Source organism: Hungatella effluvii (assembly GCF_003201875.1).
In the GTDB taxonomy this organism is placed as follows: Bacteria; Bacillota; Clostridia; order Lachnospirales; family Lachnospiraceae; genus Hungatella; species Hungatella effluvii.
Genome location: NZ_QJKD01000001.1, coordinates 177526 through 201184 on the forward strand (window position 1 = coordinate 177526; position 23659 = coordinate 201184).

Genomic DNA, 23659 nt, shown 5'->3' on the forward strand with positions numbered 1-23659 from the left:
GGCTTGTGACCAGCACAGCTCTGCACTAGGAAGCCAGATGCTCATCCAGCTGCTTCCACAATGCATCAATAATGTTCTGAAGGCCTGCCTGGTAGCACTCTTCCGTATTGACCTTCAGCATCTCCCGCATGGAATCATAATTTCTCGTTCCATCGCTTAAAATTCCATGATACTTCGTCTTTGACACCTTTTCTGACACGGCAGTCACCTGTGCGACATAGGAGGCCAGATCCACGTCCGTCACATCAAAGGCAAAACCGCACACCGGCTGGCTGACATAGCTCTCCTCTTTCAGCTCATACCGGCGGTATTCCAGATTTTTTCCAGTCGTCAGTTCTGAGAAGGTAACATAGGATGGTGTCCATGTAAATGCATAGCCGGGAAAGGAATCCGGATAAGCGCTCAGTGATATGTAGGTGCCGTCTTCCGTCAGTTCATAGTCCTTTCCCTCGATTCCCATTTCGAAAAGATCATGGTTCTCCTTTGATAAGAACAGCCAGTTTAAAAACCTCATCGTATCGTCCTTTTTTGTAGATGACTCCGGCACACAAAGGCCGTTATTGCTCATGTAATTTGTCACGATCGCGTGGTCTTCCATCTCTCTGATTCTGTCATCCCACACGAATTCTCCTTCTACCGCCTCAGGACTGTACTTTGCCATCTGCGTAAAATTATTTTCAGCCTCATCGATTGTGCCGATATAGGACGCCGCCTCACCTGCCCAGTACGGCATCTTCTCGTCGGAGACCGTCATGGAATCCGGACTGATATATCCCTTTTTTGCCCAATCGGCAAATTTTTCGTACCGCTCCACCGTAAAATCGTAATTCCACCCCTCTGGGAAATCTTTAAATGCCTCATCCCCTGCACCCGACGGCGCAATGGCCTGAACCGCGCCATCCTTTACATAGAAAAACAAGTCGATTCCCGCGCTGGCCACCTGCATGATTCCCGCTTCCGCGGCGCCCGGATAATAGGCACCAGAGGTAAATAACTGCCAGAATCCACGGTTGCTGCGGACGGACACGGGAAGAATATTCTCAGATTTGGCCTTCTCCCAGTACTGTTCCAGCTTTTCATAGCTGTCAATCTGTCCGATTCCCCACTGATCAGCCCAGTCCTGACGGTAATGAACGACCTGAACACCGTTTCCATAGCCACGAATCAATGGGATGTAACACATTTTTCCATAGTATTTATTATTCTCCATGACCTCCGGAGCAAATGCCTTCTGTAATCCCGGATATTCCGGATTGTTAAAATATTCCGACAAATCCGCATAATAATCATCGGCTGCCAGTACCCGCAGATTCAGCCATAAAGCGTCATAAACAAGATCGTAATCGGCTCCGCTGATAATCTCCAGATTCAGTTTTTCTTTATAGTCGGCATTTTCCACCCAGGTAAAATTGAGTTTGATATTCAAATCGTCCTTTGTCCGTTTCAGGAACTCCTCGTAAACCTCCTCGAAGCCCTCCGGTCTGGAACCGCGAAACATGATGTTCAGAGTCACTTCGTCCGGAGTTTTTTCGTCCAATCCTCCTTTTTCCGATCCTGATTTTTCTGAAACTGCCGATGTCTTCTCTTCTTTTTGGCTCTCCCCGTTCCCATTCTTTCCTGCGCAGCCGCCAAGCGACGCCAGCATGGCAAACGCCAGCACACAGGCCAGCAATTTTTTTCCTCTCATAAAACCTCTCCTATCCGGCAGCAAATGCTCCCTTGCACTATTTTTTCATTGCACGTAAAATCATCCGGCATAAATATTTTTGTTCTGTAAATGCAGGGTCCCCAATTAGTATAAAGCTTTGGATCCTTTAGCTCAATCGTTTCTGTTTCTATTTTATATAATTCTTTCATCTCCAGCCTTCCAAGCCCGCCGATTTCTATAAAATGCCCCTTAATCACCGGTTTTTCCCTGGTCATAAAGCTGGAGTAAGCGTCACGAGGAACGGCTTTGCAGGTATCAGTAACCGTAATTCCCTTATTTTTATCAAACTCCACTCTGCGCCGGTAGCTCCCCACACTTCCGCAGGGATAGCAGCCAGACAGTTCCATCTCGATTACAGCCCGTTCTTTCGTAAACTCTGTTCGTTCCGTCTTTGCCGCATACTCCGGTCCCGCCATCTGCATGACCGATCCAAAGGTCATCACATTGTGGTATGCAGACTGCAGATACCACAGTTCATACCGCCGGTCGGAAAATGTCTGGCCAAAATAAACAGCGGGACCCACATCGATGAGAAGCGGCTGACCATTCCGGTACACAGTTATGCTCCCCGTGTCGTTGTGATTATGGCTGTCGTCATTTCCGCCCGCTTTCACAGCCAGAAAATATTCCTTGTCTCTGGCCAGAAAGAGCCCTATGCTTTCATAATAAATATCCCGTATCCGAACCGGTCCTGCGGACTCGAAAGCCGCGATCTCCGCTTCCGTAAAAGCGGCCTGGAGCTTATAAAACAGATTGGTCTCCCGCTTCATCAAAAAGTCCGGATCCCGCCTGTGATCCTCCGCCGCATACTGCATCATATCAAGATTTTTTGTATGCTTTCCAAACAGATACTCCCTTACACCGGACCGGTTCAGCCGCGGCGCACAGTCCGCAAAGTTTGCATAGTAACAGTCCGCAATATGAACGTCCAGTATAAAGGCCGCAATATTTTTTATTTTGGTATTCTCATAAATACTTTCCAGGTATCCGTTTGTTACCTGATTCAGCACTTCTGCCGCACCGAAAAAACATAATCCGGCGGTGCGGTAATAGGCCGGACCTTCATCGCAGCCCCCATCTTCTCCATAGCTGTCCAGAAAACAATCAAGCCCCATGGCCGCCTTGACTGCCGCCTTTTTTCTTACTTCCGCCTCCGCTTTGGTACCTGCAAGAATCGCAATCAGTGTATTCTGAGTGCACCATGGAGTCCAGTTATTTACCCGAATCCCATTTCCGCCTGTCCATTCAAACGAATCATGAAGGTAGGGAATCGTTATTCTTCTCTGTATCTCCATGTCAATTCTCCGGCGAATCAGCGTGCTCACTGCATCCAGCTCCTTCTCCAGCAAATAGGATGTCATGGCCAGGAGCGCCCCCGTCTCACAGGCAAATAAGTCCATAACAGACCTATCCGGATCCGGGAGGCATTCAAAGGACTGGCCCGTTTTCCGGTTATGTGCAGGTACCTGCCAGCCGCTCTCCTCACAAACCGCCATGATTCCATTAATGATATCATCAAGAAAACGCCCCTCATACTCCGCACATTCCGCCATCACAAGATCCGCGAGAGCGCGGCGCCGGGAAAAATACAGCGCGTCAAACTCCGTCTGATTGCCGCTGCGGCAGAAGTTCATATACTTAACGGCGGGAAGGAGCGGATAAACAAATCCGAGATACCCTTCTCCTGCTTCAATCAATGCCCTGCGGTATGCTTTCGGAACTGTTTCCCACGCCCTGCGGTCAGCCGCGGGACCGTATGGCCGGAAACAGGAAACCTCATCGATCTCGTTTACAAGTTCTTCTATCATCGTTTTCGCATCCTTTTATGCCTGTTTCATGATAATTAACCCATCTTCCGCTTAAGGAAGACTCATAGATGGACAGAACTGCCCAGATCGAGGGATAGGCTTCCCGGGCATTCAGCCAGAATGGTTTTTGCTCTCTCATACAGCCGTAGAAATCTGCTATCAGCGCCTCATGGCTGTTGCCGTAGACCGCCTTTGCTCCATTGGTTACAGGAGCCGCTTTTATGAGAATCTCCACATCGTCTCCGGTTGTTCTCCAGAGAGAGTTTCCTCTCAGTTCCAGCCTTCCTTTTTCCATGGTTATGACGATGGTCGGCGGATAATCTTCCACATTGTTATTGCTTGTATGAAGCAGTCCGGTACAGCCATTTTTAAACTGAAACACCGCATGGGAATTGTCTTCAACTTCGATAAAATCTGCATTAAGCTCCCGTGAAATACTTCCTTTTACCCGCGAAAATGGTCCGCACAGGCAATACATCAAATCAATCGTATGGACCGCCTGATTGATCAGGGATCCGCCGCCTTCCATCTCCCAGGTTCCTCTCCAGTCACCATCTGAATAATAGTTTTTATCCCGCTTCCAGCAGACGTCTGCTTTCAGCCCCAGAATCTTTCCCATTTCTCCCGACCGTACCATTCTTACACACTCCCGCGTCGCAGGATTATAGCGGTTCTGAAAGACAAACCCCAGTCTGGCATCGGCCTCAGTCTCCGCCAGAATCCGCGCATCCGCTTTCGTCACAGCCATGGGTTTTTCGCAAAGGACATATTTTCCCGCAGCCAAAGCCTCTCTGATCATCTGCGGATGAAGGAAATGGGGCGTCAGTATATGCACCGCGTCGATGTCCGGTCTCTCCAGCACCTTCCTGTAATCGGTCATAATGTCAGGAATACCGACTCCGTATTCCTGTGAACGCCTCCTGGCCCGTTCCTCATCTACATCGCAAAAAACGGTCACTCGCTCTTCCTGCCTTTTTTTCATGGCCCTCAGATGCGGCCCGCATATCCCCCCACATCCGATCAAGGCAACTCTTACTTCCTCTTCCATCATTCCTCTTTCCTTCCTGTTTGTTCTTCTGCATGGTTTTTGCTCCATACTCCTGTTGTATCGTTTCTGTATCCCTCCCATGTGTCTTTCACAAGGGCCTCAAACCGGTCTTCTGCCTCCTGAAACAGCAGAATCCGGTAACGAAGGCAAAACTCCTGATCTTTCGCCATAAATACTTCTTTGTCACAGGCTAGAGCCGGTCCGAAAAAGCCGTCGTCCCGCGCCTGCCATGCCACAGGATATCCCGGATTCCCCGGATGATCAAAAATGGCGAAGCCATGTTTACAGCCTGATACAAGGATTCCAGCAAGACAGCACCAGGGACTGTGTTTCCACAGTATCTCTTCCTCGCTGATCCCCCCATTTCCATTGATTAAGCAGCCGCCCCCCGATAATGGCTCGAGAGCCGGATTGCCCCGCATGGCCATGAAGCCGAAGAGATTCCGGCCGATTACCGTGTCCTTTGTGGGAACCAGCCGCATTTCCACATCAACCAGTCTGCTGCTTTCGTCCCCCCGATAGAAGGTAAGGCTGCGCCGCTCCTGAAGCAGCACCTCTTCCTCCTGAATCCATTCCAGCTCCTCCCGTATTTCCGCTGTCAGTGGCCCACCTTTCAGAAGCGGAAAGTTCTTGTGCCGGATTACCCCCCTGCCGTCCTCCTCCCAGAAATTCACTCCGTTTACATCACGGCACCCAAACCAAAGCCCTTTATGATGGCGGTGGCTGTCAGTGGGGTCGGCGGATCGTCCGATCGAGACTACGTTTCTTCCGTCAACGGTACGCAACGGATAGAGATACCCCTGTTTTCCGTCCCCAAAATGGTATGTGGCAACCAGCTTTCCCTCCTGCCAGACGTGAAGCTCTCCATCTCTGGAAGACAGCGGACTCACTTCCATGTGCCAGACCGGCGCGGGCAGCGGCCTGCTGCTCTCATCCAGCACAAGATAGTGGTAATTGAAATAGGGAGACTGCAGCGCCTGCCCCGAACAAATCACGTCAAAGGTGAGGAGGTAGACTGAACGAGCCGCTAAAGGGAAAAACACGAGTTCGCCTCTGCTGTCAAACGGGACGCCAGCCCTGCAGCAAATCCTTGCTGCGGGTCCAATTGATATTCCCTGCGCCTTTCTGCGCGCTCCCAATTCCTGCTGCTCCGGAAAAAACTGATACGGCACATTCTTCCCGCTTTTCTTTTCGCACAGTGCGATACTTCCTAAATCGATGACTCCTGTACCGGTCAGTTCATCCGGTAAAAAAGATGATAGATTTACCGTCAGCCGAATCGGTACCACCCACCGGTCTGTCTTCACAGGCCTTTCTAATTCCAGCTGCACGGATATCTGCCGCTTATCCATGATTCTCATCCCTCTCATTTTTTTGACCCGGATATCTGTCACAACCGGGGTTATTCCAAACATATACCGTCATCTCATAAATTTCAATTTTCAAACTTACCAGTTCCGTTATTTGTACTTTTTATACCTGGCTAAAAGGAGCATACAATGGGTATAAAATGCCTCAATCGGGTATGAAATGTGCCTTTTCCATTGAAACGGACCGCACTTTTTTGTAGAATAAGGGAAACACCTATTACAGTAGAAGGAAGGCGGCAAAATGTTCACAACATTTCGGGAAGCAACAGCAGGGTTTAAAAAAAGCAGATTTTTCAGGAAGACCTTCTTCACCTGCATTTTCGTGTCCTGTGCTCTGTTTTTTCTGTTTTTATTCTTTATCATAACGATGATCAACACCAAGTATAAAGAGAATATGACGGCAGTGAATGACAGCCAGGTTTTGAGCACTGAACGGACCATCTCCGAGATTCTGGAAGACGTCTATCTCCATACCGGAACACTGGTATCCAACAATGCCCAGGTTCTCCGGCTGCTTTACGGCCCGCCTTACGATATGAATACCAAGATCAATTCCATTGATACACTCTCATCCGTAAAAAGCAGCAGCCGTTATATCCACTCCGTTTATTTTATCAACTTTAATGCGGACTATATTTTGACCAACCACGGCGCTTATACGACGGACACCTTTTTCGATCAGGAACTTTTGGGAATTTTGGCTGCCAGAACGCCTTCCCTCTCCCCTGTGCTCTTCAGTCCGCGGCTGGTCAACAGCTACAGCCGGTACTCGAAGGAAATCAGTGCCGGAAAAGAAGAACCGGTCTGGTCTCTGATCTATTACTCCAATCAGGCGGGGGCCATGGTGATTAATATCGATGCGGAGGCACTTCCTACCGGCGGTCTCACCCTTCTGAACCGTTCCGGCCAGGTGCTGGCTTCCGACGGCAGTCTCCCGTTTGCCTCCGAATACTCAGACCCGCAACTGCTCTCCATGATTCAGGAGAATCCGAGAAGCTCGGGCCATTTAATTCATCGGAGGGACGGCAGCCGGTATACGGTAAGTTTCTCAAGGGAATCCAGCCTCGGACTTATAACCATCAAAGAGGTTCCCTACTCGCTGATTGATACCACCAATGGCCTTCTGACCGTGACCTTCTTTGTATCGCTTGCGTATCTGGCCGCATGCCTCGTAATCTCCTGCATGGCCAGCATCATTTTATACCGCCCAATCGACACCCTGACGCATTCGGTTATCAGTGCGCTCCCTGAGCCGGACGTCCAAGAGCATTCTGCCGGATCGCCGGATGAATTTACCATGCTGAATTCGATTTATTCCAATATGCTCCAGAAAAATGTCACGCTGGAACAGCGCATGAAAACGTATAAGAATGACCGGAAGCTTAAAAATCTGCTTCATTTTATCCAGGGCAGCTCGAATGCCGTCACTCCGGCCGCCTATACGGAGATTTCCATGATGTTTGACCGGAAAGACTATATGATTCTGATCATGAGCCTGGATCAGGGCGGTCATTCCACGGAAACGCCTTACGAAACGGAGCTCCTCATGTACGCCATAAGCAATGTGGCCGATGAACTCTTCACCGGCCACTACACCTTCTGTCATATGGAATCATCCTTCAGCAAACTGATTTACGTACTGAACTTTGACGAATACAATGAAATTCTTCTTAAGGACTGCTTAGATCAGCTCCAGGATTTCATTACACATCATTTTAAAATCAGCTTCTCCGTCGGCGCAAGTTCTGTCCTCCATGATATGGATGACCTGCCTTCCGCCCGGTCTGAAGCAGAAAGCGCCTTAAACCGCCGTTTCATCGACGGCCCCGGGTCCCTTCACTTTTATAGCAGTCTGGTTCTGGCATCAGAAGGAGGGCAGAGGTATCCGGAGGACTCAGAAAAGGAAATCATCAACGGAATGAAGCATATTGCACCGGATAAGACAGCGGCTGCTCTGGACGCGTTTTTCGCCAGAATCCGGGACTACGACTATCCCAGAGTCGTTCTTTATCTCATGATGCTTCACTGTGCCATTCAGGAATTTGAATATGCAAATGGGCTGGAGCCCCTCCCGCTGGAGCCGGATGATATCACCATGTTTTCCAGAACCCTGGTGGAATTTTCTGCCATGTTCCAGGATCGCTGCCTTAACGCCATCGCAGCCGTAAAGGCTTCCATGAGCAGTACGGATGAAAAGGCGCGTCTGATTGCCAAAGTAGAGGCACTGGTCGATTCCCACATTTACGATCCCAATCTGTCCGTTATCTACCTGGCCAATGAGGTGGGGTTATCTGTCAATTATCTAAGGGGAATCTATAAGGAAAGAACGGGTATCTCCCTGTCCTCTTATATCAACCAAAAGAAACTGGATTTAATCTGCGGCCTGCTGACAACCACGGATTTATCAACACAGGATATCAGCGACCGCATGGGATTTACCACGAAGAATTACTTCTTTACTTTCTTTAAAAAGAACATGGATTTAACACCGACACAGTATCGAAAGCTTCACTCTTAACCTTTGACGGAACCAACCGTCAGCCCCTGAACAAAATACTTCTGTAAAAACGGATACAGGAAAATGATCGGACCGATCGTCACAACGACTGCCGCCATTCGGAACCCGTATGTCGGCAGTGTTTCCTGCGCATTCAGTGCGGTTGCCGGAAGCGTGCTCGCATAATTTACTTTTCTCAGGATCGACATGATCAGATACTGCAGGGTATACAGCTTCTCCTGGGATATGTATAGAAGCACCTTATACCACTCATTCCAATAGCTTAATGCGTAAAAAAGGCCGATGGTGGCAATTCCCGGCGTAGATACCGGAAGAATAATGCGAAAAAGAATCATAATATCGTTTGCTCCGTCAATTTTGGCAGACTCTGCCAGAGAGGCTGGCACACCGTTAAAAAAATTACGCATCAAAAGACAGTTGTATGCATTGACCATGCTGGGAAGTATCAGGACCCAGATGCTGTTTTTCAAATGCAGAATCTTCGTAATCATCAGATAATTGGCTACCAGACCGCCGTTAAACAACATGGTAAAGTAGATAAACATAGCCAAGCCGCCCCGGATCGCCAACTTCTTCACACTCATGGCATATGACACGCCACAGGTTAGGAGCATGGAGAGAATGGTACCCACCGTTGTCGTAAAGACGGTCACCTTATAGGCAGAGAGAATGTCCGATGCCTGCGCCACCATCTTGTAGGATGCCACGGAAAATCTGGCTGGAATTATGTTGTATCCTTCTTTCACCAGAGTGACCTCGTCCGTAAAAGACGAGCCCAGCACCACCAGAAACGGAATCAGGCAGAACACGGAAAACAGCGTGATAAACAGGTAAAAAGCCGTATTAAGAGCTCTGTCTCCCTTAGATTCTCTAACTTTTCTCATATCTCATTTCTCCTCTCTCAAAACAGCGCCGATTCCGGATCTGCTTTTTTCGTTATAAAGTTTGTAATCATTACCATAACAAAGCCCATTATGGACTGATAGAGCCCCACCGCCGAGGACATCCCCATATTATTGGCCTCCACCAGCTGGCGATACACGTATGTATCGATGACATCCGTGGTCGGATACAGCACCGAATTGTTGCCTACCAGGGTATAGATCATACCAAAATCTCCGTTAAAAATCTTCCCCACGTTCATGATAAAAAGAAGAACCGCCGTGCTCTTAAGAAGCGGCAGGGTCAGATATCGGATGCGCTGGAGACGGGACGCCCCATCGACTCTTGCCGCCTCATACATCTCCTGGTCGAGACCTGTGATGGCAGCCAGATAGACGATTGAACCGTACCCGGCCCCCTGCCATACACGCAGAAACGTGAGCAGTGCAGGCCATACCCTGGGACTCTGGTAAAAAGGAATGACATCGAACCCCAGAAATGTAATGAACCGGTTAATAATTCCGCCGTCTGTTTTGAGAAATGCCTCCATGAGCAGGGCAACAACCGTCCAGGAAATAAAGTGGGGCAGCAGAATGACGGACTGCGATATTTTCTTAAACCACCTGTTAGACACCTCAGAGACCGCCAGCGCGATCAGTATGGAGCATACCATTGTAGAGATTATGAATAACGCATTCAGAAACAGGGTATTAAATGTGATCCGAAAAAAAGACTGGGATCCAAAGAAGAACTCAAAATTCTTAAGTCCAACGAATTCACTGCCAAAAATTCCCTTCGCCGGACTGTATTTCTGGAAGGCGACCACCAGACCACAGAGGGGGGCATAGGAAAAGATGCAAAACCACAGGATCGCAGGGGCACAGAGAATAAGAAGGAACTTGTTACGCTTTACGTCAAAACGCAAATTTTTGAACATCGTGTCATCTCCATTTCTTTCAATTGTTTTTATGTGTTTTGTCCTCACAAATATCTGACCCTCAAAGCCTAACAGATCTGTCACGGAAAGGTAATCCGAAAAGTTAATGAACTTCTGCTTCAGTATATTTTATAATCCGGCGCTGTACTGTACACTTTTTAACGATCTGATTTCGAATGTTAATGAACCGCTTGTTTCATATTTCTTCTCATCCTATAATTATGGCAGCAATTACAGGGAGGGCTGAAACATGAATTTTAATTCCATCTTTTCTTACGACAATCCTATGACCCGTTTTCTCGCAAAACTGGGAAAGCTTTTATGGCTCAATATACTGTGGCTGATTACAAGTCTGCCGCTCTTTACGCTCGGCGCCTCCACCTGCGCGCTCTATTACACCACCTTGCGCCTGGTCAGGGACGAAGAAGGCTATCTGACCAGGGAATATTTTCATGCCTTCCGGAACGGATTCCCCAAAGCCTCTTTCTTCTTCTTTTTCATTGCCGCTGTAACCGCGGTCTGCTGTACAGACTTTTTCTACTTTGGAAAAAGTGAGCTGTTGGCACTTAGATTTCTGGCATTTCTCATCGCCGGTTTTCTGCTTTTCTTCCTGTTCGCTGCCGTCTACCTTCTGCCTCTGACAGCGCAGTACGACAATACCATAGGCGGTACCTTTCGGGCCGCCCTGGGAATCGCCTCCCAAAATCTACACTGGTCGTTCTGTCTGCTGATCTTAAATGTGGCACTGCCTCTCGTCATCCTTTTCCGCTTTTTGCCTCTCATTGTATTCGGACCGGCACTTCCGGTCTTTCTTCAGTCTTATCTTCTAAACCGAATTTTTAAAAACTGCTCAGTCAATGAAATATAAAACAGCCTTCTGTGCTGCATATTCCGCACAGAAGGCCCTTTTACTAATATCTATCCAATAAACTCTGTCTTGCCCTTAAACCGGTACCGCAGGCTATTCTCCCCACCCGCAATTTCTATCTTACCATCTCCGCCTCGCCGTATCTCCACTTCTCTCATTCCCTCATTTTCATACTGGAAGGAAGTAAAGTCGTCTTCATACAGGGTATACGCCCCCTCTTTCCGTCCATAGGAACGAATTGTCATCTCAAACACCGTATCTTCTCTGACGCAGAGAACCGGTTCTGCCATGGGAACTATGGCGCCGTCTCTCACAAAAACAGGAATAACCTCCTCTTTCGCCTGTACGGATAATCTCCGTCCGCCCTCATAGGGCTGACCGTCGAAAAAGCCATACCACAGCCCAGCCGGCAGGTATACCTCCCTCGAATCTCCATCTTCCAGGGTCAGCGGACACACCAGAAGGTCCCTTCCGAAGAAATACTGATCATCGATACCTCGTGCCTCATAATCCTCCGGGTCCTCAATCGCCATGGCCCTGACAGGCGGTATTCCGAGCTCATGATACTCCACAAAAGCGCTGTACAGGTATGGAAGCAATGACATCCGCAGTTCAAACAGCTTCCGGCAGGCATCCATGTAAAACGCCCGTTCTTCCATCGCCTCGTTTTGCAGATTCTTCTCTATACACACCTGTTCCCACGGCGGATTGGGGATTCTCCAGCAGTTTAGCAGTGCCTGCGGCGAAAATACGATCGTCTCCACTCTTCTTAACAGATCTTCCCCACTCGCGCAGTCCCTCACCTCGGGCGCCCACAGCATGCCCGAAAAGGAGGCGGTAACCATTCCTCTGATAAATTCCCGGTGTCCGTATAAATCGGAATACAGGACAAACGGAAGCGGTGCCGCGAGAGCCCCGGAAGAGCGGACTGAAGACAGCGTCCGGATCCCCCTGTTCTTAAATGCATTGAAAATCAACTCCTGATACAGCACACCCACCGCATTATGCATCTGTTCCCCGTCCATACCGGAAGGAAATTTTGTGGAATCTGGAAAGGACCAGTTAGAGGGATTGAAATCCGAATTATCACACTCGTCCAGCTTAAATCCGGCTATTCCATTTTGAATAAACTGCTCTTCGTGCCAGCCTGCAAATATATTGCGGGCCTCTTCCGTCGCAAAATCCGGCACCAGACCGTTCCACACCTCATAATCCCCGCTGTAATCCAGCAGCTTCTCATAAAACGGTGCAGCCGGATAGACAAAAATATGTTCCCAAAGATTCACGTGATACCCCTCCTGGTTCAGGGTATCCACCATTTCCTGATGATTGGGAAACAGATATCCCCACTCATACGTACAGGAATACGAGTGTGAATGCCATCCCGGTTCGATCCCGATCACGTCCACCGGCATTTTATCCTCTCTGAAGCCTTTTGCCAGCTTCTTCACATGGTTCTCATCACTGCCCCCGTATACGCGGTACCACATACCGAGACCCCACATGGGCGGCAGACAGCCGCCTCCCGAAAACAGGTTGTACCGCATCACGGCTTCCTTCACGTCTCCGGCAAAGAAATACAGATCGATACCGCCCGCCGCCGGAATCTCAATAATGACCTTCCGTTCTTCCTTCGCCCGCTTGAATGCGTACAGCGCAGATTCACTGAATTCCCGATGCGGTATGTTCACCTCCCGTTTGCCCGCAGATGTCCCTTTTTCCGTATTCGTCCCCATATAAAAAGTGGCGTACCGGTACGTATCCACCAACAGCCCGTATCCCGCCGTCGAGACGTAAAACGGAGCCGGTGCATGGCTCTCTCCCGTATCCATCCTGGGATCAGAATTCACCTTAACGTATCGTTTTCTGCCTGCTGCATTGAGACTCAACAGCTGAAGACCAAACCCGTAGATGTCCTCGTCCGTCTTCATGGGCAGCGTCACCGTAATCCCGCGCGCTGTCTGCTCAAACTGAATTTCTGTCTCTTCAAACGGCAGGGCTGCGGCTCCGTCTTTCCTTCCCTTCCCCAGCCGTTCAAGCGCGCCGTCCGCCATCTCACTTTTCCTCATGGAAACGGGCGTAAATGGTTCCGGTTTCTGATACGTTATCTTATAAATGCCTTCCGCAATTTTTTCCATCTGCTTTTCCTCTCCTGCTACCACAGAAATACGTCCTGCCCCTTCAGCTTAAGCATTGCCTCTATAAAGAAATAGTCCCCGTAAATAATGGGCATTTCATGATCCTTTTCATTATGATAGGAACCGGTGCATTTTGTCAGGAAGCAGTCGCTGTCCATACTGAAATCACAGTGTTCCCGGCATAATGCATGCAGAAGCTTATGGGCAGCCCTCTCGTACAGCTCTTTTTCTAAGTCTCCCACTTCTTTTGCGATCTCCAGCAGGCCGCAGGCGGCGATCGCAGCGGCCGTATCGTCATACCACAGAGGCGCTGCCGGCTGCCTGAAATCCACCGGAATCAGGCCGTCTTCGGGGATATTGGCGATAAAATAATGGGCAATCCGCTTTGCCGTATCTAAGTATTCCTGCTTTCCGGTATGGCGGTAGCTCATGAGGAAGCCGTACAGTCCCCACGTCTGTCCTCTCGTCCAGGAAGATCCCTGGCCATATCCCTGGCCGCCGTAATCCCGCACCATTTCCCCTGTAAACGGATCGAATTCCACAATGTGGCGTACCGAGCCATCCGGTCTCACAAACGTTTCCATAACCGTATCTGCGTGCATTTTGGCTATCTGCTCAAACCTTGGATCCTTCGTTTCTTCACTGGCCCAGTACAGCAGCGGAATATTAAATAAGCAGTCAATAATCGCCCATCCCCTCGTATCATCCTGGCTGCCCGGAATGTCATTCCAGGCGCGGATAAATTTTCCCACCGGATTGAACCGGCCTGCCAGAAGATTGGCAGCGTGCAGCCCCCGTTTCCTCGAATCCGGGTTCCCTGTCAGACGGTAATCCGCCACTGCGCTCGGCAGGAACATGAAGCCGACGTCATGATGCAGCCCGTAATAATCGCTGAAACACCGGTCCAGCTTCTCCTCCGAAATCCGGGCGATTTCCGCATACTTCTCATTTCCCGCCGCATGGTACATCTGCCAGAGCATGCCCGCCCAGAATCCGTTGCACCACCAGTTCAGCCCATCATCTGCCGAAAATGTCTGATCTTCCCTGCTTCTGTCATCATGAACACCGTTTTTGGCCGTATAGGGAATCTTGTTCCTTGACCGCTCACTGACCAGATCCATTTTTTTCACAATTTTTTCTACTGCCTCATCGATCCAGGCGTTATCCTGCAGACTTATCATACTATTCTCTCCTGTTCTCATCCTGTTTTGCGGCTCCGGCCCAAAACCTCCGCCGGGGGGGCACCGCTTTCGTGTAACATTGGGTTCACCATTAAAATAGCAGAAGGAGAAGGGAAAAGAAACTGCATTTTTTAACTATTGAGTACACTTTTTATACATCCTTTCCCTTATTCTTCACTCGCAGGTTCTGATTTTGACTTTTTGTCCTCATCTTGCTTTTTTCCTCCCTCTAACGTATTATAAGGATAAAGAAAGGAAAGGAAAAACGCCATGACAGAACCGAGTATAGAACAGATCAGAATTTTCAGGCTTCGCTCCCATCACCTGGATGCCGTGTACTGGAAATCGGAAACAGACCGGCTGGTGGGTGCGTGCGGTATGCAGAACACGCCGCCCGGAGCATGGGAAACCGCACTCTTTAACCGGATGCCGGACTGTACCTTATCGGATATGGAACACCTGCTGTATGAACAGAAAACGCTCCTGCAGGCATGGAGCTACCGGGGCACGCCGGTCGTGTTTCCGTTTTCGGAGAGCAGTGCTTTTCTGTCTGCGCTCATACCGGATGAACCGGAGCCATGGATTTACACGCAGGGAATCGCTCTGGCCCTCGACTTCCTGCAGATGGATTTTGACAGCCTGCTCGAAATACTGAAACAGGTAATTCCACAGCTGGACGATCACGTCATCGTCAGCAAGAGCGCCCTTGATCAGACTCTGGCCGGGTGGATGACACCTCTGATTCCCGTCCAAAAACGGGAGCTATGGAATCAGCCCTCCATGTACGGCAGCCCCGATATCCAGACCGTCGGCGGGGCCGTTGTCTCCTTTCTGCTTCGGCCGTGTGCTTTTCACGGGCTCGTTGTATTCGGAAAACGGGACGGGATCAGCCCGACGTTTACCTCATTTAAAAACTGGACAGGCAGCCCTCTCCCCCCGGATCGTGATGCGGAAAAGAAGCTGGTCCGAAAATACCTGCATTGCTATGGACCGGCGACCGCCGATATGTTTGCAAGCTGGCTGGGCTGCTCCGGCAAACAGGCGCGGCGTATGTGGAACACCATTTCAGAAGAAATGGAGCCTGTCACAGTCTTCGGAAAAAAGGCATTTATCCTGTCAGAGGACAGGGAGCGCCTCTTTGCTCCGGCCTCTTTTACCGGGAATCACCCGGGAGATTTGCAGAGGGACCTCCTGCTGCTCGGAGGGCACGATCCTTACCTGGACCAGCGTGACCGCGCGGTTCTTCAACCCGATAAAACACTTCAGAAACAGATCTGGAAGCTTGTGACCAACCCGGGAGCGGTTGTATACCGCGGGGAGGTGATCGGAATCTGGACAACGAAAAAGAAGGCCAAAGGAATGGATATCAAAATGACCCTGTGGACCGATGCCGCCGGGAAAACGCCGCTTCAGAATCTTGCAGAGGAATACGCAGCGTTCCGGCAGCAGGCGCTGATGAACCTGGAAATCGCTCAACTTTAGACCAGTATATGGTGGTGTCTGCCAACAATTCCGTTCCAGCGCATCGACTGCCGGAACATTCACATTCTTCAAATTCCAGCAGACAGAACCACTGCACGAGGTTTGAAAGAACAGATTTTCTTCTGCCTTCAAATGAGCCGTATACCGTTTCCCGTACCTGACACACCAATCGTTACAATTCTGATAAAATGATTCTGCCAGAAGATCAGTAAGAATCTGCCAGTAACGATACCGGAACTGATGGTAACCCTCCTTCTCCACAAAAAGGAGTTCCAGTTTTTCCATAACGTCCTCGTGATAGAGCTTTTTATAGCGCTCCCCCGCCTCCTCGCACCATGGAACGTCCCCATTTTTTATGGAAACGCCGTGCCCGTAGAGAAATCCCACTTCATCGCTTCTCTGTCGAAGGTATTAAACTGACGGACCTCATGCCACTCCACACGCCCGTTTTCATACTGCATCCACCGGCACCGGCTGTCTGGAAAATGTTCCAGCACTCTGCCGTCGGCCGATCCGGACGGCCATCCGTTTTCATCGTATATCCAGAACTGCAGGCCGATCTGCTTCGCGTGTAAGATCAGCCGGGACAGAAGTTCCAGATACTCCTCACTCATATATGCCGGAATCCCCGGATAATATCTGGGATGAAAGATCGTCCCGTGAAACCCCATTTCTTTCATGTCGGACAGCTGCCCCATCATACGTTCCGGTTTCAGACGATCATTGACCGCCCAGAATGCGAGAAAATTCAGCTCATTTCTCATATCCGTTCCTCACTTTGCTGCATATTTTACTGTCTGTCTTTCCCTTGTGTAATTCTGCCCCATAACAGGTTCAGTCCAAATCATAAATCTCTTCCTTCAGGCATCTGCATCCTTCCACCAGATACTTTGGCCGTTCATCCTCATGTACCGTTGAAACCATTACCTGCGCCAGAATGAGATTCTTCACATTCCGGATATCCAGATGAGTGGTCCGGCTCCAATCCGGATAATAGTTTTCACTTACTTCGGCTTCCGTTTTGCCTGTATCCGTCCAGATATCCGATTTATTACCCGCTGCATAGCTGGTCTTATTCTTTGACTTATGGTCCGCCTTATACTCTGTCTTAGACTCCGCCTTATAGTCCGGTACCTCCGGATATCTCTCCGGAATCTCATCCAGCCGGACTCCTCCGATCGCCGTATAATCAATGTTCTGGAACACCAGATTTTCAATCGGATGATCCTTATTCGCATCCACCCGGATTCCTCCGAATTCCGGTCTCCCCATAACATCGTCCTGGAAACGGTAATGAATCTTTTCCATTTCTTCATCGTCCCTTGCAATCAGCCCGGAAATGGTTATCCTCCTAAGCGTTCCGATTTCCGGCATTTCCTTCAGTTCCACGGAAGACCCAATCTCCTGCATGCGCTTGTTCAGCAGAATGAAGACTGGCCTGCTCACATTGTGCATGGTGTTTCCCAGAATACAGATATCCGAGATATTTCCGCCCTCGGTGCACTCGATCTTAATTCCCTCCCGCCATACATTCTGGAAGGTACAGCCGGAAACCGTCACATTTCTGATATCCCCGATGGATTTGAGGCCAATCCGGATTCCCGCACAGATGGAGGTAAAATGACAGTCCGATATGTGGACATTTTCCACGGGATACTCCCTGCTGCCCGCCTGAAGGCAGAGATTGTCATCCGTACCGGATATCCTGCACCGCGCCACAAAGACATTTCTGCATCCATCGAAATCGAGGCCGTCTCCATTGTATCTCTTATCGTTGCAGATCTCCAAATCTTCCACCCAGATATTTTCACTATCCAGAAATGCGGTTGTCCATGCGGCGGACTGATAGAGCTTTATCCCCTTCAGCTTCACATCGCGGCATCTCAGGAAACGAATCATCATGGGGCGGTAAATGCTTCCCTCATTCGGAAAGCATTCCGCATTTCCGTCGATGATCCCTTCCCCCATAATTCCGAAATTCTCCGCCTCCTCCGCGTAGATGAAACAGCGGTCCATGTCATGCTCGTTGACATAGCGGTTGTAATGAGTGTCCGTCCCGTACGCGGCAATGGAACCGCTTGCTGTCAGCTTTGCCGACGCCGTCACGATCAAATAGACGCCCGACTTCATATACAAAGTCCCGGAGATGAATTCGCCTTTCTCCAGCAGAACGTACCCACCGCCCTCCTGGCTGCACCGATCGATTGCCGCCTGAATCGCTTCCGTGTCCAGACTCTTTCCGTCCCCCGCTGCGCCAAAATCTTTTACTAAATAAAATGTTTCCATATTATCTCTCCTTCGACTATCTTCTCTCTTTTTTAATCATTATAAGCCGTATCCTGAAAATTTGAATGCCGCTTTTTTTAGGTTTCCATGCACATTTTTCAGGAATCTGTCTGTTTCTTTCTATTACAAAAACTAATCCCGGCAGCAATCCCCTGTTTTTATACTTTCAGGCTCCCGAATCTTCTTTTATAATGATAATGGCAGCACGAATACCATGATTATGAAAGCGGGGTATCATTATGACTTACTCTTATAAACAATTTTTTCGGCAGATCTATGAATCCGCCCCTCCCAAATACGCCTGCACCGCACCGGATGCCGCTTCCTTTCTAATCTGGAAGGACAAATCCAGAGACCATCTCCAGGAATTACTCGGCCTTTCACGTCTGGAGCAGTTTATTGCCGATTCTGCTCCGTACAGCAGGGAAGCAGAGCTTTTAAGTACCTTTCAGGAGGACGGATATACCCGGTATAAACTGAAAATACAGACACTGCCGGATGTTTTCATGCCTTTTTACATGCTGGTTCCAGACGGACTTTCGGATTCCCGGCCTCGTAAGACCATGATCGCTATCCCGGCCCACGGTGCCAGCAAGGAAAGTGTGGCCGGCGTTCTCACCGCTCCCGGAGTCAGGGAAAAGCTGGCGTCCGATCCCAAGGAGAGTTACGGCCTTCAGCTGGTCAAAATGGGCTATACCGTATTCTGCCCCGATCCCCCGGGATATGGGGAACGCTTAGAGCCGGTCTCCATGGAGGATCGTACCTTCCTCGGCGATGTCTTACCGAATCCTCTTGGCTCTTCCTGTAAAAATCTGACCATGACCGCGGAAGCCCTGGGACTCACCTTTGCCGGACTCGCCCTGTGGGATCTGATGCGGCTCGTCGATTATACAGAGACACTTCCCACGGTCGATTCGGAGAGACTTGGCTGCTGCGGCTTTTCCGGGGGCGGTCTCTATTCCATGTGGCTTGCCGCCATGGACGACCGAATCCGCCTTGCAGTGATCAGCGGGTACTTACACAGTGCAAAAGAAAGTATACTGGAAACCCATTTATGCCCCTGCAATTTCGTTCCCGGACTGTGGCGTGATTTCGATCTGTGTGACATCGCCTCTCTCATCGCTCCCCGGCCCGCGTTCTTTGAAAATGGACTCCAGGATGTGCTGAACGGGCCAAAAGGCATTGATGATCCCATCAGCCAATTCCACAAAATCCAGAGAATCTACTCCCTGTTCGGCAAAGCCGGCCATGTGCGTCACCGCACCTTCGACGGACCGCATATGTGGTATGGACTGGGATACGATTTCATAGACGAATACCTTTCATCTTCTCTGTAGTAAAATGGCGGGAACGTTAAACCGGACCATGATTGATTGTCCACTTTTCGCTCCCGCCTTTTATCTGCTTTTTTTCGGCTTGCCCGCCGGTCTTTTATCTGCCTTTTGGCTTACTTCCCAGCCACTTTATCTGCCTTACAGGCTTACTTCCCAATCATTTTATCTGCTTCCGTCTGCATGAATTCCAGAATTTTATCAAGTCCTGCCGCCTTCTGACTCTCTATATACTTATTGACGGCCGCGTCTACATCATTGTTTTCCACAATGCCTGCCAGGAGCAGCTTGCCCTGCTCATCGTATAACTGGTCTCTCTGTGCCAGTTCTGTCTTGATGCTGCTGGTTCCAGGGTTAAATCCAGTCAACGGAGATACGACAAGGCTGTCCTTTTCGAGCCATTCCTTTTCCATTTCCAATGCCTTTGGCGTTATTTTTCCTGATGGCTTATCAAACTGATCCCTAACAAATGGCCAACAGAACCAACCCAGGAATGTAGAATTCGCTGCATCCTGCCCTTCCGGAAACTGAATGGAACCATCTTCACCCTTCACATACGTTTCCCCTTCAATTCCATACATGAATAAATCATACGCATCCTCATCCGTGTTTAACAGTTCCAGCAACATCAGAAGACGCTCAGGATTGGCGGCGTTCTTATTAACGGCAAATGCATTATTCAACGGTGAATCATAGCGATACTTTCCATCTGGATAAATTTCCGCGTATCCCAGTTCTGCATCCGGAATATTGAACACAACGCCCTGTACGGCATCCCCATAAAGCCCAACCTTTGCAAATGTCTTGCCGTTTTCAAATAATTTTGTATCCGTTTCTGACAGTTCATTTTTAGATACAATTTCTTCGTTATACCACTTGTTCATCCAAGTGACAGCCTCTTTAAACATCGGAGTCTCTTCCACAGCCTCCAGCACTGGCTTCTCTGCGTTTAAGTCAAACGTCAGTGTATGATAATTCATGTTGTCCATTTCATATTTTGCATGGAGTATAGCCAGCACATCGCTGTATGTATTGCCTCTCGGGAAACCTGATTCGAATATTGTAATATCCGGAACCTTTGCCTTAGCATCCGCCAGCATGGCATCCAGATCCTCGATCGTCTCTAACTTCGAGGTATCAACTCCATACTTTTCCGCCAGATCTTTTCGGTAAAACAGTATGGCCTTGGAGCTCTTCTTTTTCGTCCACGGCATGGCCACCAGCTGGCCGTCGATGCTGCATGCCGTCATGGATCCGTTTTCCTGATACGTCGAAAAGAGCGACGGCGCATACTGCTGCATAAGTTCATTTAACGGCATCAGACCACCCTTGTTGGACATTTTATTATAGAGCATCCAGTCCGAAACATACATTCCGTCAAAATCATCTCCGCCTGCGACCAGGGAGGTCATCTTATCCTCATAATCGCCGAACGGCACGTAATTGAACTCGATCTTATCAATATTCAGTTTGTCTTTATAAGTTTCGCAAAATTTGTCCAGTACCTCCTCCTGCGCCTGATACTTATCGCTGCAGGACCACAGCTTCAGCGTCACTGGTTTTAACTCCGCGGGAGTCTCTCCCACCTCTGTCTTTGCCGCGGTGCTTCCCTGTGTCTCCTGTGTTTTGGACCCGCACCCCGCAAGTCCTGTCATGCACAGCGCAGCGGCCAGTGCAATCGATAATGCCTTTGTACCTGTTCTTTTTTTCATTGTAACCTCTCTCCTTTTGATTATTATATATTTTTTTGTTGCGCATTGCAAAAACATCTGTATTATTTTGCAGTGATACCTCTGTCAGGGTTGCAGTTCACAGCCCGTTCGGTCTCTGCTTCCCGGTCTGTCCCGGCTGGCTTACGCGTAGTTTCCAGTGACTTTGCAGGGGATTAGCAATTCTTAACGCGCTGGATTTTTCGTTCAGGGGAAATTCCCACCTGTCTGAGCGCAGCGAGTTTGGGAATTTTCCCTGGTTTTTAGAAAAATTCTGCACGTTTAGAAGTGCTTATCCCCGAAACTTGAACTGGAAAACGCGTAGGCCAGCCGGGACAGACCGGGAAGCAGAGACCGAACGGGCTGTGAACTGTAATCCGTCAGGTATTCTCACCCTTTTACAGCCCCTACCATAATGCCTTTTACAAAATACTTCTGTACAAACGGATAGACCAGAATAATCGGACCGATGGTGGCGATACAGGTCGCCATCTTGATTCCCTCCGATGGTATGCTCCCCGCCGCCTGCGTGATCGCGTTGACATTGGAGGAGGAGCTTAAGAACTGAATATTGGAGGTGATCGTTCGCAGGAGCAGCTGCAGCGGCTGTAAATCCGTGTTGTCGATCAGCATGATCCCCAGCCACCAGTCATTCCAGTAGTTTAAGCTGATAAACAGGCTGATGGTGGCGATAACCGGTTTCGCCAGAGGCAGAATAATCTGGAAAAAGATCCGGTATTCCGACGCTCCGTCGATTTTCGCAGACTCCACCAGTTCCGCAGGAATGCTCCGGTAATAGTTTCTCGTCAGGAAAATATACCAGGCATTAGCCAGATACGGCAGAATCAGGGCCCATACGGAATCCTTCAGATGAAGCATATTCCGGCAGACGATAAACCACGGCACCATTCCTCCATTGAACAGCATGGTAAACAAGACGAAGAAATTGAGAGCCCTGTGATACTTCACGCGGTCCTGGGAAATGGGGTATGCCGCCAGCGTAATCACCGCAACACTCAGAATCGTTCCCACCACAGTTACAAAAATTGAAATCTTATATCCATTTAAGATTCTTCCCGCGTCCGCCAGAAGGATCTTATACGCCGTAAAATCGATCCGCCTTGGAAACAGCGAGTATCCGTATGATATAATATCAGCTTCCGGCGTCAGTGAGCTGACCAGAACCAGCCAGAACGGCACGATACAGATGAGTGCGCTGACCGCCAGCAGGATGCTGATGGGGAAATTTTTCCATGACAGCTTTTTTCCTTGTTTCATCATTTTCTCCTCCCTTGCTATGAGCACTTAGCGCCTGTCTTTTAGGCGCTTACGTGCGATGCATGTCATCTCCACTTGGCGAGGTTTTCCACGAACCTAGTGGAGTGACTTAAAACAGTGCTCCGTCAGGATTGTGCTTTCTTGCCAGACGGTTCATAAAAAGCAGGATTGCCGTGGACAGCACCGACTGGTAAAGCCCTGCGGCCGACGACATCCCCACGTCTCCATTGAGCCTTAAGTTACGGTAAATGAACGTATCCAGCACATCCGTGGTGGAATAGAGCTGCGCGTTATTTCCAATCATGGAGTAGAACATTCCGAAATCCGCGTTCATGATTTTGCCGCAGTTCAGCAGAAGAAGCGTAATTGCTGTCGGTGCCAGCAGCGGCAGGCTGATGCTCTTAATCTGCTGCCATCTCGATGCGCCGTCAATCTTTGCCGCCTCATAGTACGTCGTATCAATACCGCCCAATGCCGCTATGTACATGATCATGCCGTACCCTGTCATCTTCCAGACACGGAACACCACCAGGATCACGACCCACATCTTCGGGTTCTCGTACCAGTTAATGGCCTCCATTCCAAACAATTTGAGCAGTGTATTCAGACTTCCGTGTTCATAGTTAAATAAGTTATAGGAAAACAATCCTACCACAATCCAGGAAATGAAATAGGGGAGAAAGATACCAAACTGCACGGCAGATTTAAATTTCTTCATCCTCAGTTCATTAAACATCAATGCAAATCCCAGTTCGAATACCAGTCCGAATACGATAAATAACAGATTCAGCAATATCGTATTCCATGTGGCCCTTGTCGCCGATCCCGACGAAAACAGATATTCAAAGTTTTTCGTCAGCGGTGAAATCCAGGGGCTTCCGAATATTCCGTCCGCAAAGTTAAAATCCTTAAACGCCGTTACCATGCCAAACATAGGCAGATAATTAAACAGAATTAAAACCGCGGCGGCCGGAAGAAACATGCTGTACAGAGCCCTGTTCTTATAAAGTTCCTTAAAAAATCCCTTTCCTTTCATATCACTTTTCTACTCCTTTCCTGCTCCCTGCATGATTTCACTATACGCTCCCAGGCATGCCTCCGTAAACTGCGGATAC

General features: G+C 49.2%; 17 protein-coding genes. 4 read left to right on the top strand and 13 right to left on the bottom strand.

The genetic code is table 11. From position 1 onward, the window contains the following. Positions 1 to 25: 25 nt before the first annotated feature. From DFR60_RS00710 to DFR60_RS00725, 4 genes are read right to left on the bottom strand one after another with little or no spacing between them, the layout of a single operon-like run. Positions 26 to 1687, bottom strand: coding sequence for an extracellular solute-binding protein (locus DFR60_RS00710; RefSeq protein WP_110321161.1), 1662 nt, complete (start codon positions 1685 to 1687; stop codon positions 26 to 28). Further along, complete coding sequence (locus DFR60_RS00715; protein WP_110321162.1) at positions 1684 to 3516, bottom strand: heparinase II/III domain-containing protein; 1833 nt, start codon at positions 3514 to 3516, stop codon at positions 1684 to 1686. Before DFR60_RS00715 ends, DFR60_RS00710 begins: the two co-directional genes overlap by 4 nt. Further along, a complete protein-coding gene (locus DFR60_RS00720; protein ID WP_167437471.1) occupies positions 3485 to 4567 on the bottom strand; it encodes a Gfo/Idh/MocA family protein in 1083 nt (360 codons plus the stop codon). Before DFR60_RS00720 ends, DFR60_RS00715 begins: the two co-directional genes overlap by 32 nt. Further along, positions 4564 to 5979 carry a DUF6807 domain-containing protein gene (locus DFR60_RS00725; protein ID WP_110321164.1) on the bottom strand — a complete coding sequence of 472 codons (1416 nt, stop codon included), beginning with the start codon at positions 5977 to 5979 and terminating at the stop codon, positions 4564 to 4566. Before DFR60_RS00725 ends, DFR60_RS00720 begins: the two co-directional genes overlap by 4 nt. 196 nt (positions 5980 to 6175) lie before the next feature. Between DFR60_RS00725 and DFR60_RS00730 the strand changes: the two genes are divergently transcribed. Beyond that, complete coding sequence (locus tag DFR60_RS00730) at positions 6176 to 8452, top strand: AraC family transcriptional regulator (RefSeq protein WP_110321165.1); 2277 nt, start codon at positions 6176 to 6178, stop codon at positions 8450 to 8452. Here the strand turns inward: DFR60_RS00730 and DFR60_RS00735 are convergent. Both DFR60_RS00735 and DFR60_RS00740 read right to left on the bottom strand, forming a co-directional pair. After that, positions 8449 to 9336, bottom strand: a complete 888-nt coding sequence (locus DFR60_RS00735) for a carbohydrate ABC transporter permease (RefSeq protein WP_110321166.1) — start codon at positions 9334 to 9336, stop codon at positions 8449 to 8451. The genes DFR60_RS00730 and DFR60_RS00735 overlap by 4 nt on opposite strands. 17 nt (positions 9337 to 9353) lie before the next feature. Further along, entirely contained in the window at positions 9354 to 10271 is a 918-nt protein-coding gene (locus DFR60_RS00740; RefSeq protein ID WP_110321167.1) for an ABC transporter permease, read from the bottom strand. A gap of 250 nt (positions 10272 to 10521) precedes the next feature. Here DFR60_RS00740 and DFR60_RS00745 point away from each other — a divergent pair, with 250 nt between their 5' ends. Continuing rightward, on the top strand, positions 10522 to 11139 hold the full coding sequence (locus DFR60_RS00745) for a YesL family protein (protein WP_110321168.1): 618 nt from the start codon (positions 10522 to 10524) through the stop codon (positions 11137 to 11139). Positions 11140 to 11189: 50 nt separating this feature from the next. Here DFR60_RS00745 and DFR60_RS00750 read toward each other — a convergent pair whose 3' ends face one another. Continuing rightward, positions 11190 to 13277 (bottom strand): glycoside hydrolase family 31 protein, encoded by a 2088-nt coding sequence (locus DFR60_RS00750; RefSeq protein WP_243004948.1) that lies wholly within the window; start codon positions 13275 to 13277, stop codon positions 11190 to 11192. Positions 13278 to 13294: 17 nt separating this feature from the next. Next, the gene (locus DFR60_RS00755) at positions 13295 to 14458 is read right to left on the bottom strand and encodes a glycoside hydrolase family 88 protein (RefSeq protein ID WP_110321170.1); all 1164 of its coding nucleotides are present in this window, start codon (positions 14456 to 14458) and stop codon (positions 13295 to 13297) included. A gap of 270 nt (positions 14459 to 14728) precedes the next feature. On the opposite strand from DFR60_RS00755, the gene DFR60_RS00760 reads away from it, so the two are divergent. Next, positions 14729 to 15940, top strand: coding sequence for a winged helix DNA-binding domain-containing protein (locus tag DFR60_RS00760; protein ID WP_110321171.1), 1212 nt, complete (start codon positions 14729 to 14731; stop codon positions 15938 to 15940). A gap of 353 nt (positions 15941 to 16293) precedes the next feature. On the opposite strand, the gene DFR60_RS00765 is transcribed toward DFR60_RS00760, so the two are convergent. Both DFR60_RS00765 and DFR60_RS00770 read right to left on the bottom strand, forming a co-directional pair. Further along, positions 16294 to 16704 carry a hypothetical protein gene (locus tag DFR60_RS00765; protein WP_110321172.1) on the bottom strand — a complete coding sequence of 137 codons (411 nt, stop codon included), beginning with the start codon at positions 16702 to 16704 and terminating at the stop codon, positions 16294 to 16296. 70 nt (positions 16705 to 16774) lie between these two features. Beyond that, positions 16775 to 18226 carry a glycoside hydrolase family 28 protein gene (locus DFR60_RS00770; RefSeq protein ID WP_110321173.1) on the bottom strand — a complete coding sequence of 484 codons (1452 nt, stop codon included), beginning with the start codon at positions 18224 to 18226 and terminating at the stop codon, positions 16775 to 16777. A 239-nt stretch (positions 18227 to 18465) separates the two neighbouring features. Between DFR60_RS00770 and DFR60_RS00775 the strand changes: the two genes are divergently transcribed. Continuing rightward, positions 18466 to 19563 carry an alpha/beta hydrolase family protein gene (locus DFR60_RS00775; RefSeq protein ID WP_110321174.1) on the top strand — a complete coding sequence of 366 codons (1098 nt, stop codon included), beginning with the start codon at positions 18466 to 18468 and terminating at the stop codon, positions 19561 to 19563. Positions 19564 to 19706: 143 nt separating this feature from the next. Here DFR60_RS00775 and DFR60_RS00780 read toward each other — a convergent pair whose 3' ends face one another. The 3 genes from DFR60_RS00780 to DFR60_RS00790 all read right to left on the bottom strand — a co-directional run bounded on the left by DFR60_RS00780 (position 19707) and on the right by DFR60_RS00790 (position 23580). Further along, a complete protein-coding gene (locus tag DFR60_RS00780; protein ID WP_110321175.1) occupies positions 19707 to 21269 on the bottom strand; it encodes an extracellular solute-binding protein in 1563 nt (520 codons plus the stop codon). A 387-nt stretch (positions 21270 to 21656) separates the two neighbouring features. Then, a complete protein-coding gene (locus DFR60_RS00785; protein WP_002600741.1) occupies positions 21657 to 22547 on the bottom strand; it encodes a carbohydrate ABC transporter permease in 891 nt (296 codons plus the stop codon). 106 nt (positions 22548 to 22653) lie between these two features. After that, the gene (locus DFR60_RS00790; protein WP_055657343.1) at positions 22654 to 23580 is read right to left on the bottom strand and encodes an ABC transporter permease; all 927 of its coding nucleotides are present in this window, start codon (positions 23578 to 23580) and stop codon (positions 22654 to 22656) included. Positions 23581 to 23659: the final 79 nt, after the last annotated feature.

Excerpts from the sequence above, each read along its gene's own strand:
- DFR60_RS00710 (WP_110321161.1), bottom strand. The coding sequence starts at position 1,687 with ATGAGAGGAAAAAAATTGCTGGCCTGTGTGCTGGCGTTTGCCATGCTG.
- DFR60_RS00715 (WP_110321162.1), bottom strand. The coding sequence starts at position 3,516 with ATGATAGAAGAACTTGTAAACGAGATCGATGAGGTTTCCTGTTTCCGG.
- DFR60_RS00720 (WP_167437471.1), bottom strand. The coding sequence starts at position 4,567 with ATGATGGAAGAGGAAGTAAGAGTTGCCTTGATCGGATGTGGGGGGATA.
- DFR60_RS00725 (WP_110321164.1), bottom strand. The coding sequence starts at position 5,979 with ATGTTTGGAATAACCCCGGTTGTGACAGATATCCGGGTCAAAAAAATG.
- DFR60_RS00730 (WP_110321165.1), top strand. The coding sequence starts at position 6,176 with ATGTTCACAACATTTCGGGAAGCAACAGCAGGGTTTAAAAAAAGCAGA.
- DFR60_RS00735 (WP_110321166.1), bottom strand. The coding sequence starts at position 9,336 with ATGAGAAAAGTTAGAGAATCTAAGGGAGACAGAGCTCTTAATACGGCT.
- DFR60_RS00740 (WP_110321167.1), bottom strand. The coding sequence starts at position 10,271 with ATGTTCAAAAATTTGCGTTTTGACGTAAAGCGTAACAAGTTCCTTCTT.
- DFR60_RS00745 (WP_110321168.1), top strand. The coding sequence starts at position 10,522 with ATGAATTTTAATTCCATCTTTTCTTACGACAATCCTATGACCCGTTTT.
- DFR60_RS00750 (WP_243004948.1), bottom strand. The coding sequence starts at position 13,277 with ATGGAAAAAATTGCGGAAGGCATTTATAAGATAACGTATCAGAAACCG.
- DFR60_RS00755 (WP_110321170.1), bottom strand. The coding sequence starts at position 14,458 with ATGATAAGTCTGCAGGATAACGCCTGGATCGATGAGGCAGTAGAAAAA.
- DFR60_RS00760 (WP_110321171.1), top strand. The coding sequence starts at position 14,729 with ATGACAGAACCGAGTATAGAACAGATCAGAATTTTCAGGCTTCGCTCC.
- DFR60_RS00765 (WP_110321172.1), bottom strand. The coding sequence starts at position 16,704 with ATGAGAAATGAGCTGAATTTTCTCGCATTCTGGGCGGTCAATGATCGT.
- DFR60_RS00770 (WP_110321173.1), bottom strand. The coding sequence starts at position 18,226 with ATGGAAACATTTTATTTAGTAAAAGATTTTGGCGCAGCGGGGGACGGA.
- DFR60_RS00775 (WP_110321174.1), top strand. The coding sequence starts at position 18,466 with ATGACTTACTCTTATAAACAATTTTTTCGGCAGATCTATGAATCCGCC.
- DFR60_RS00780 (WP_110321175.1), bottom strand. The coding sequence starts at position 21,269 with ATGAAAAAAAGAACAGGTACAAAGGCATTATCGATTGCACTGGCCGCT.
- DFR60_RS00785 (WP_002600741.1), bottom strand. The coding sequence starts at position 22,547 with ATGATGAAACAAGGAAAAAAGCTGTCATGGAAAAATTTCCCCATCAGC.
- DFR60_RS00790 (WP_055657343.1), bottom strand. The coding sequence starts at position 23,580 with ATGAAAGGAAAGGGATTTTTTAAGGAACTTTATAAGAACAGGGCTCTG.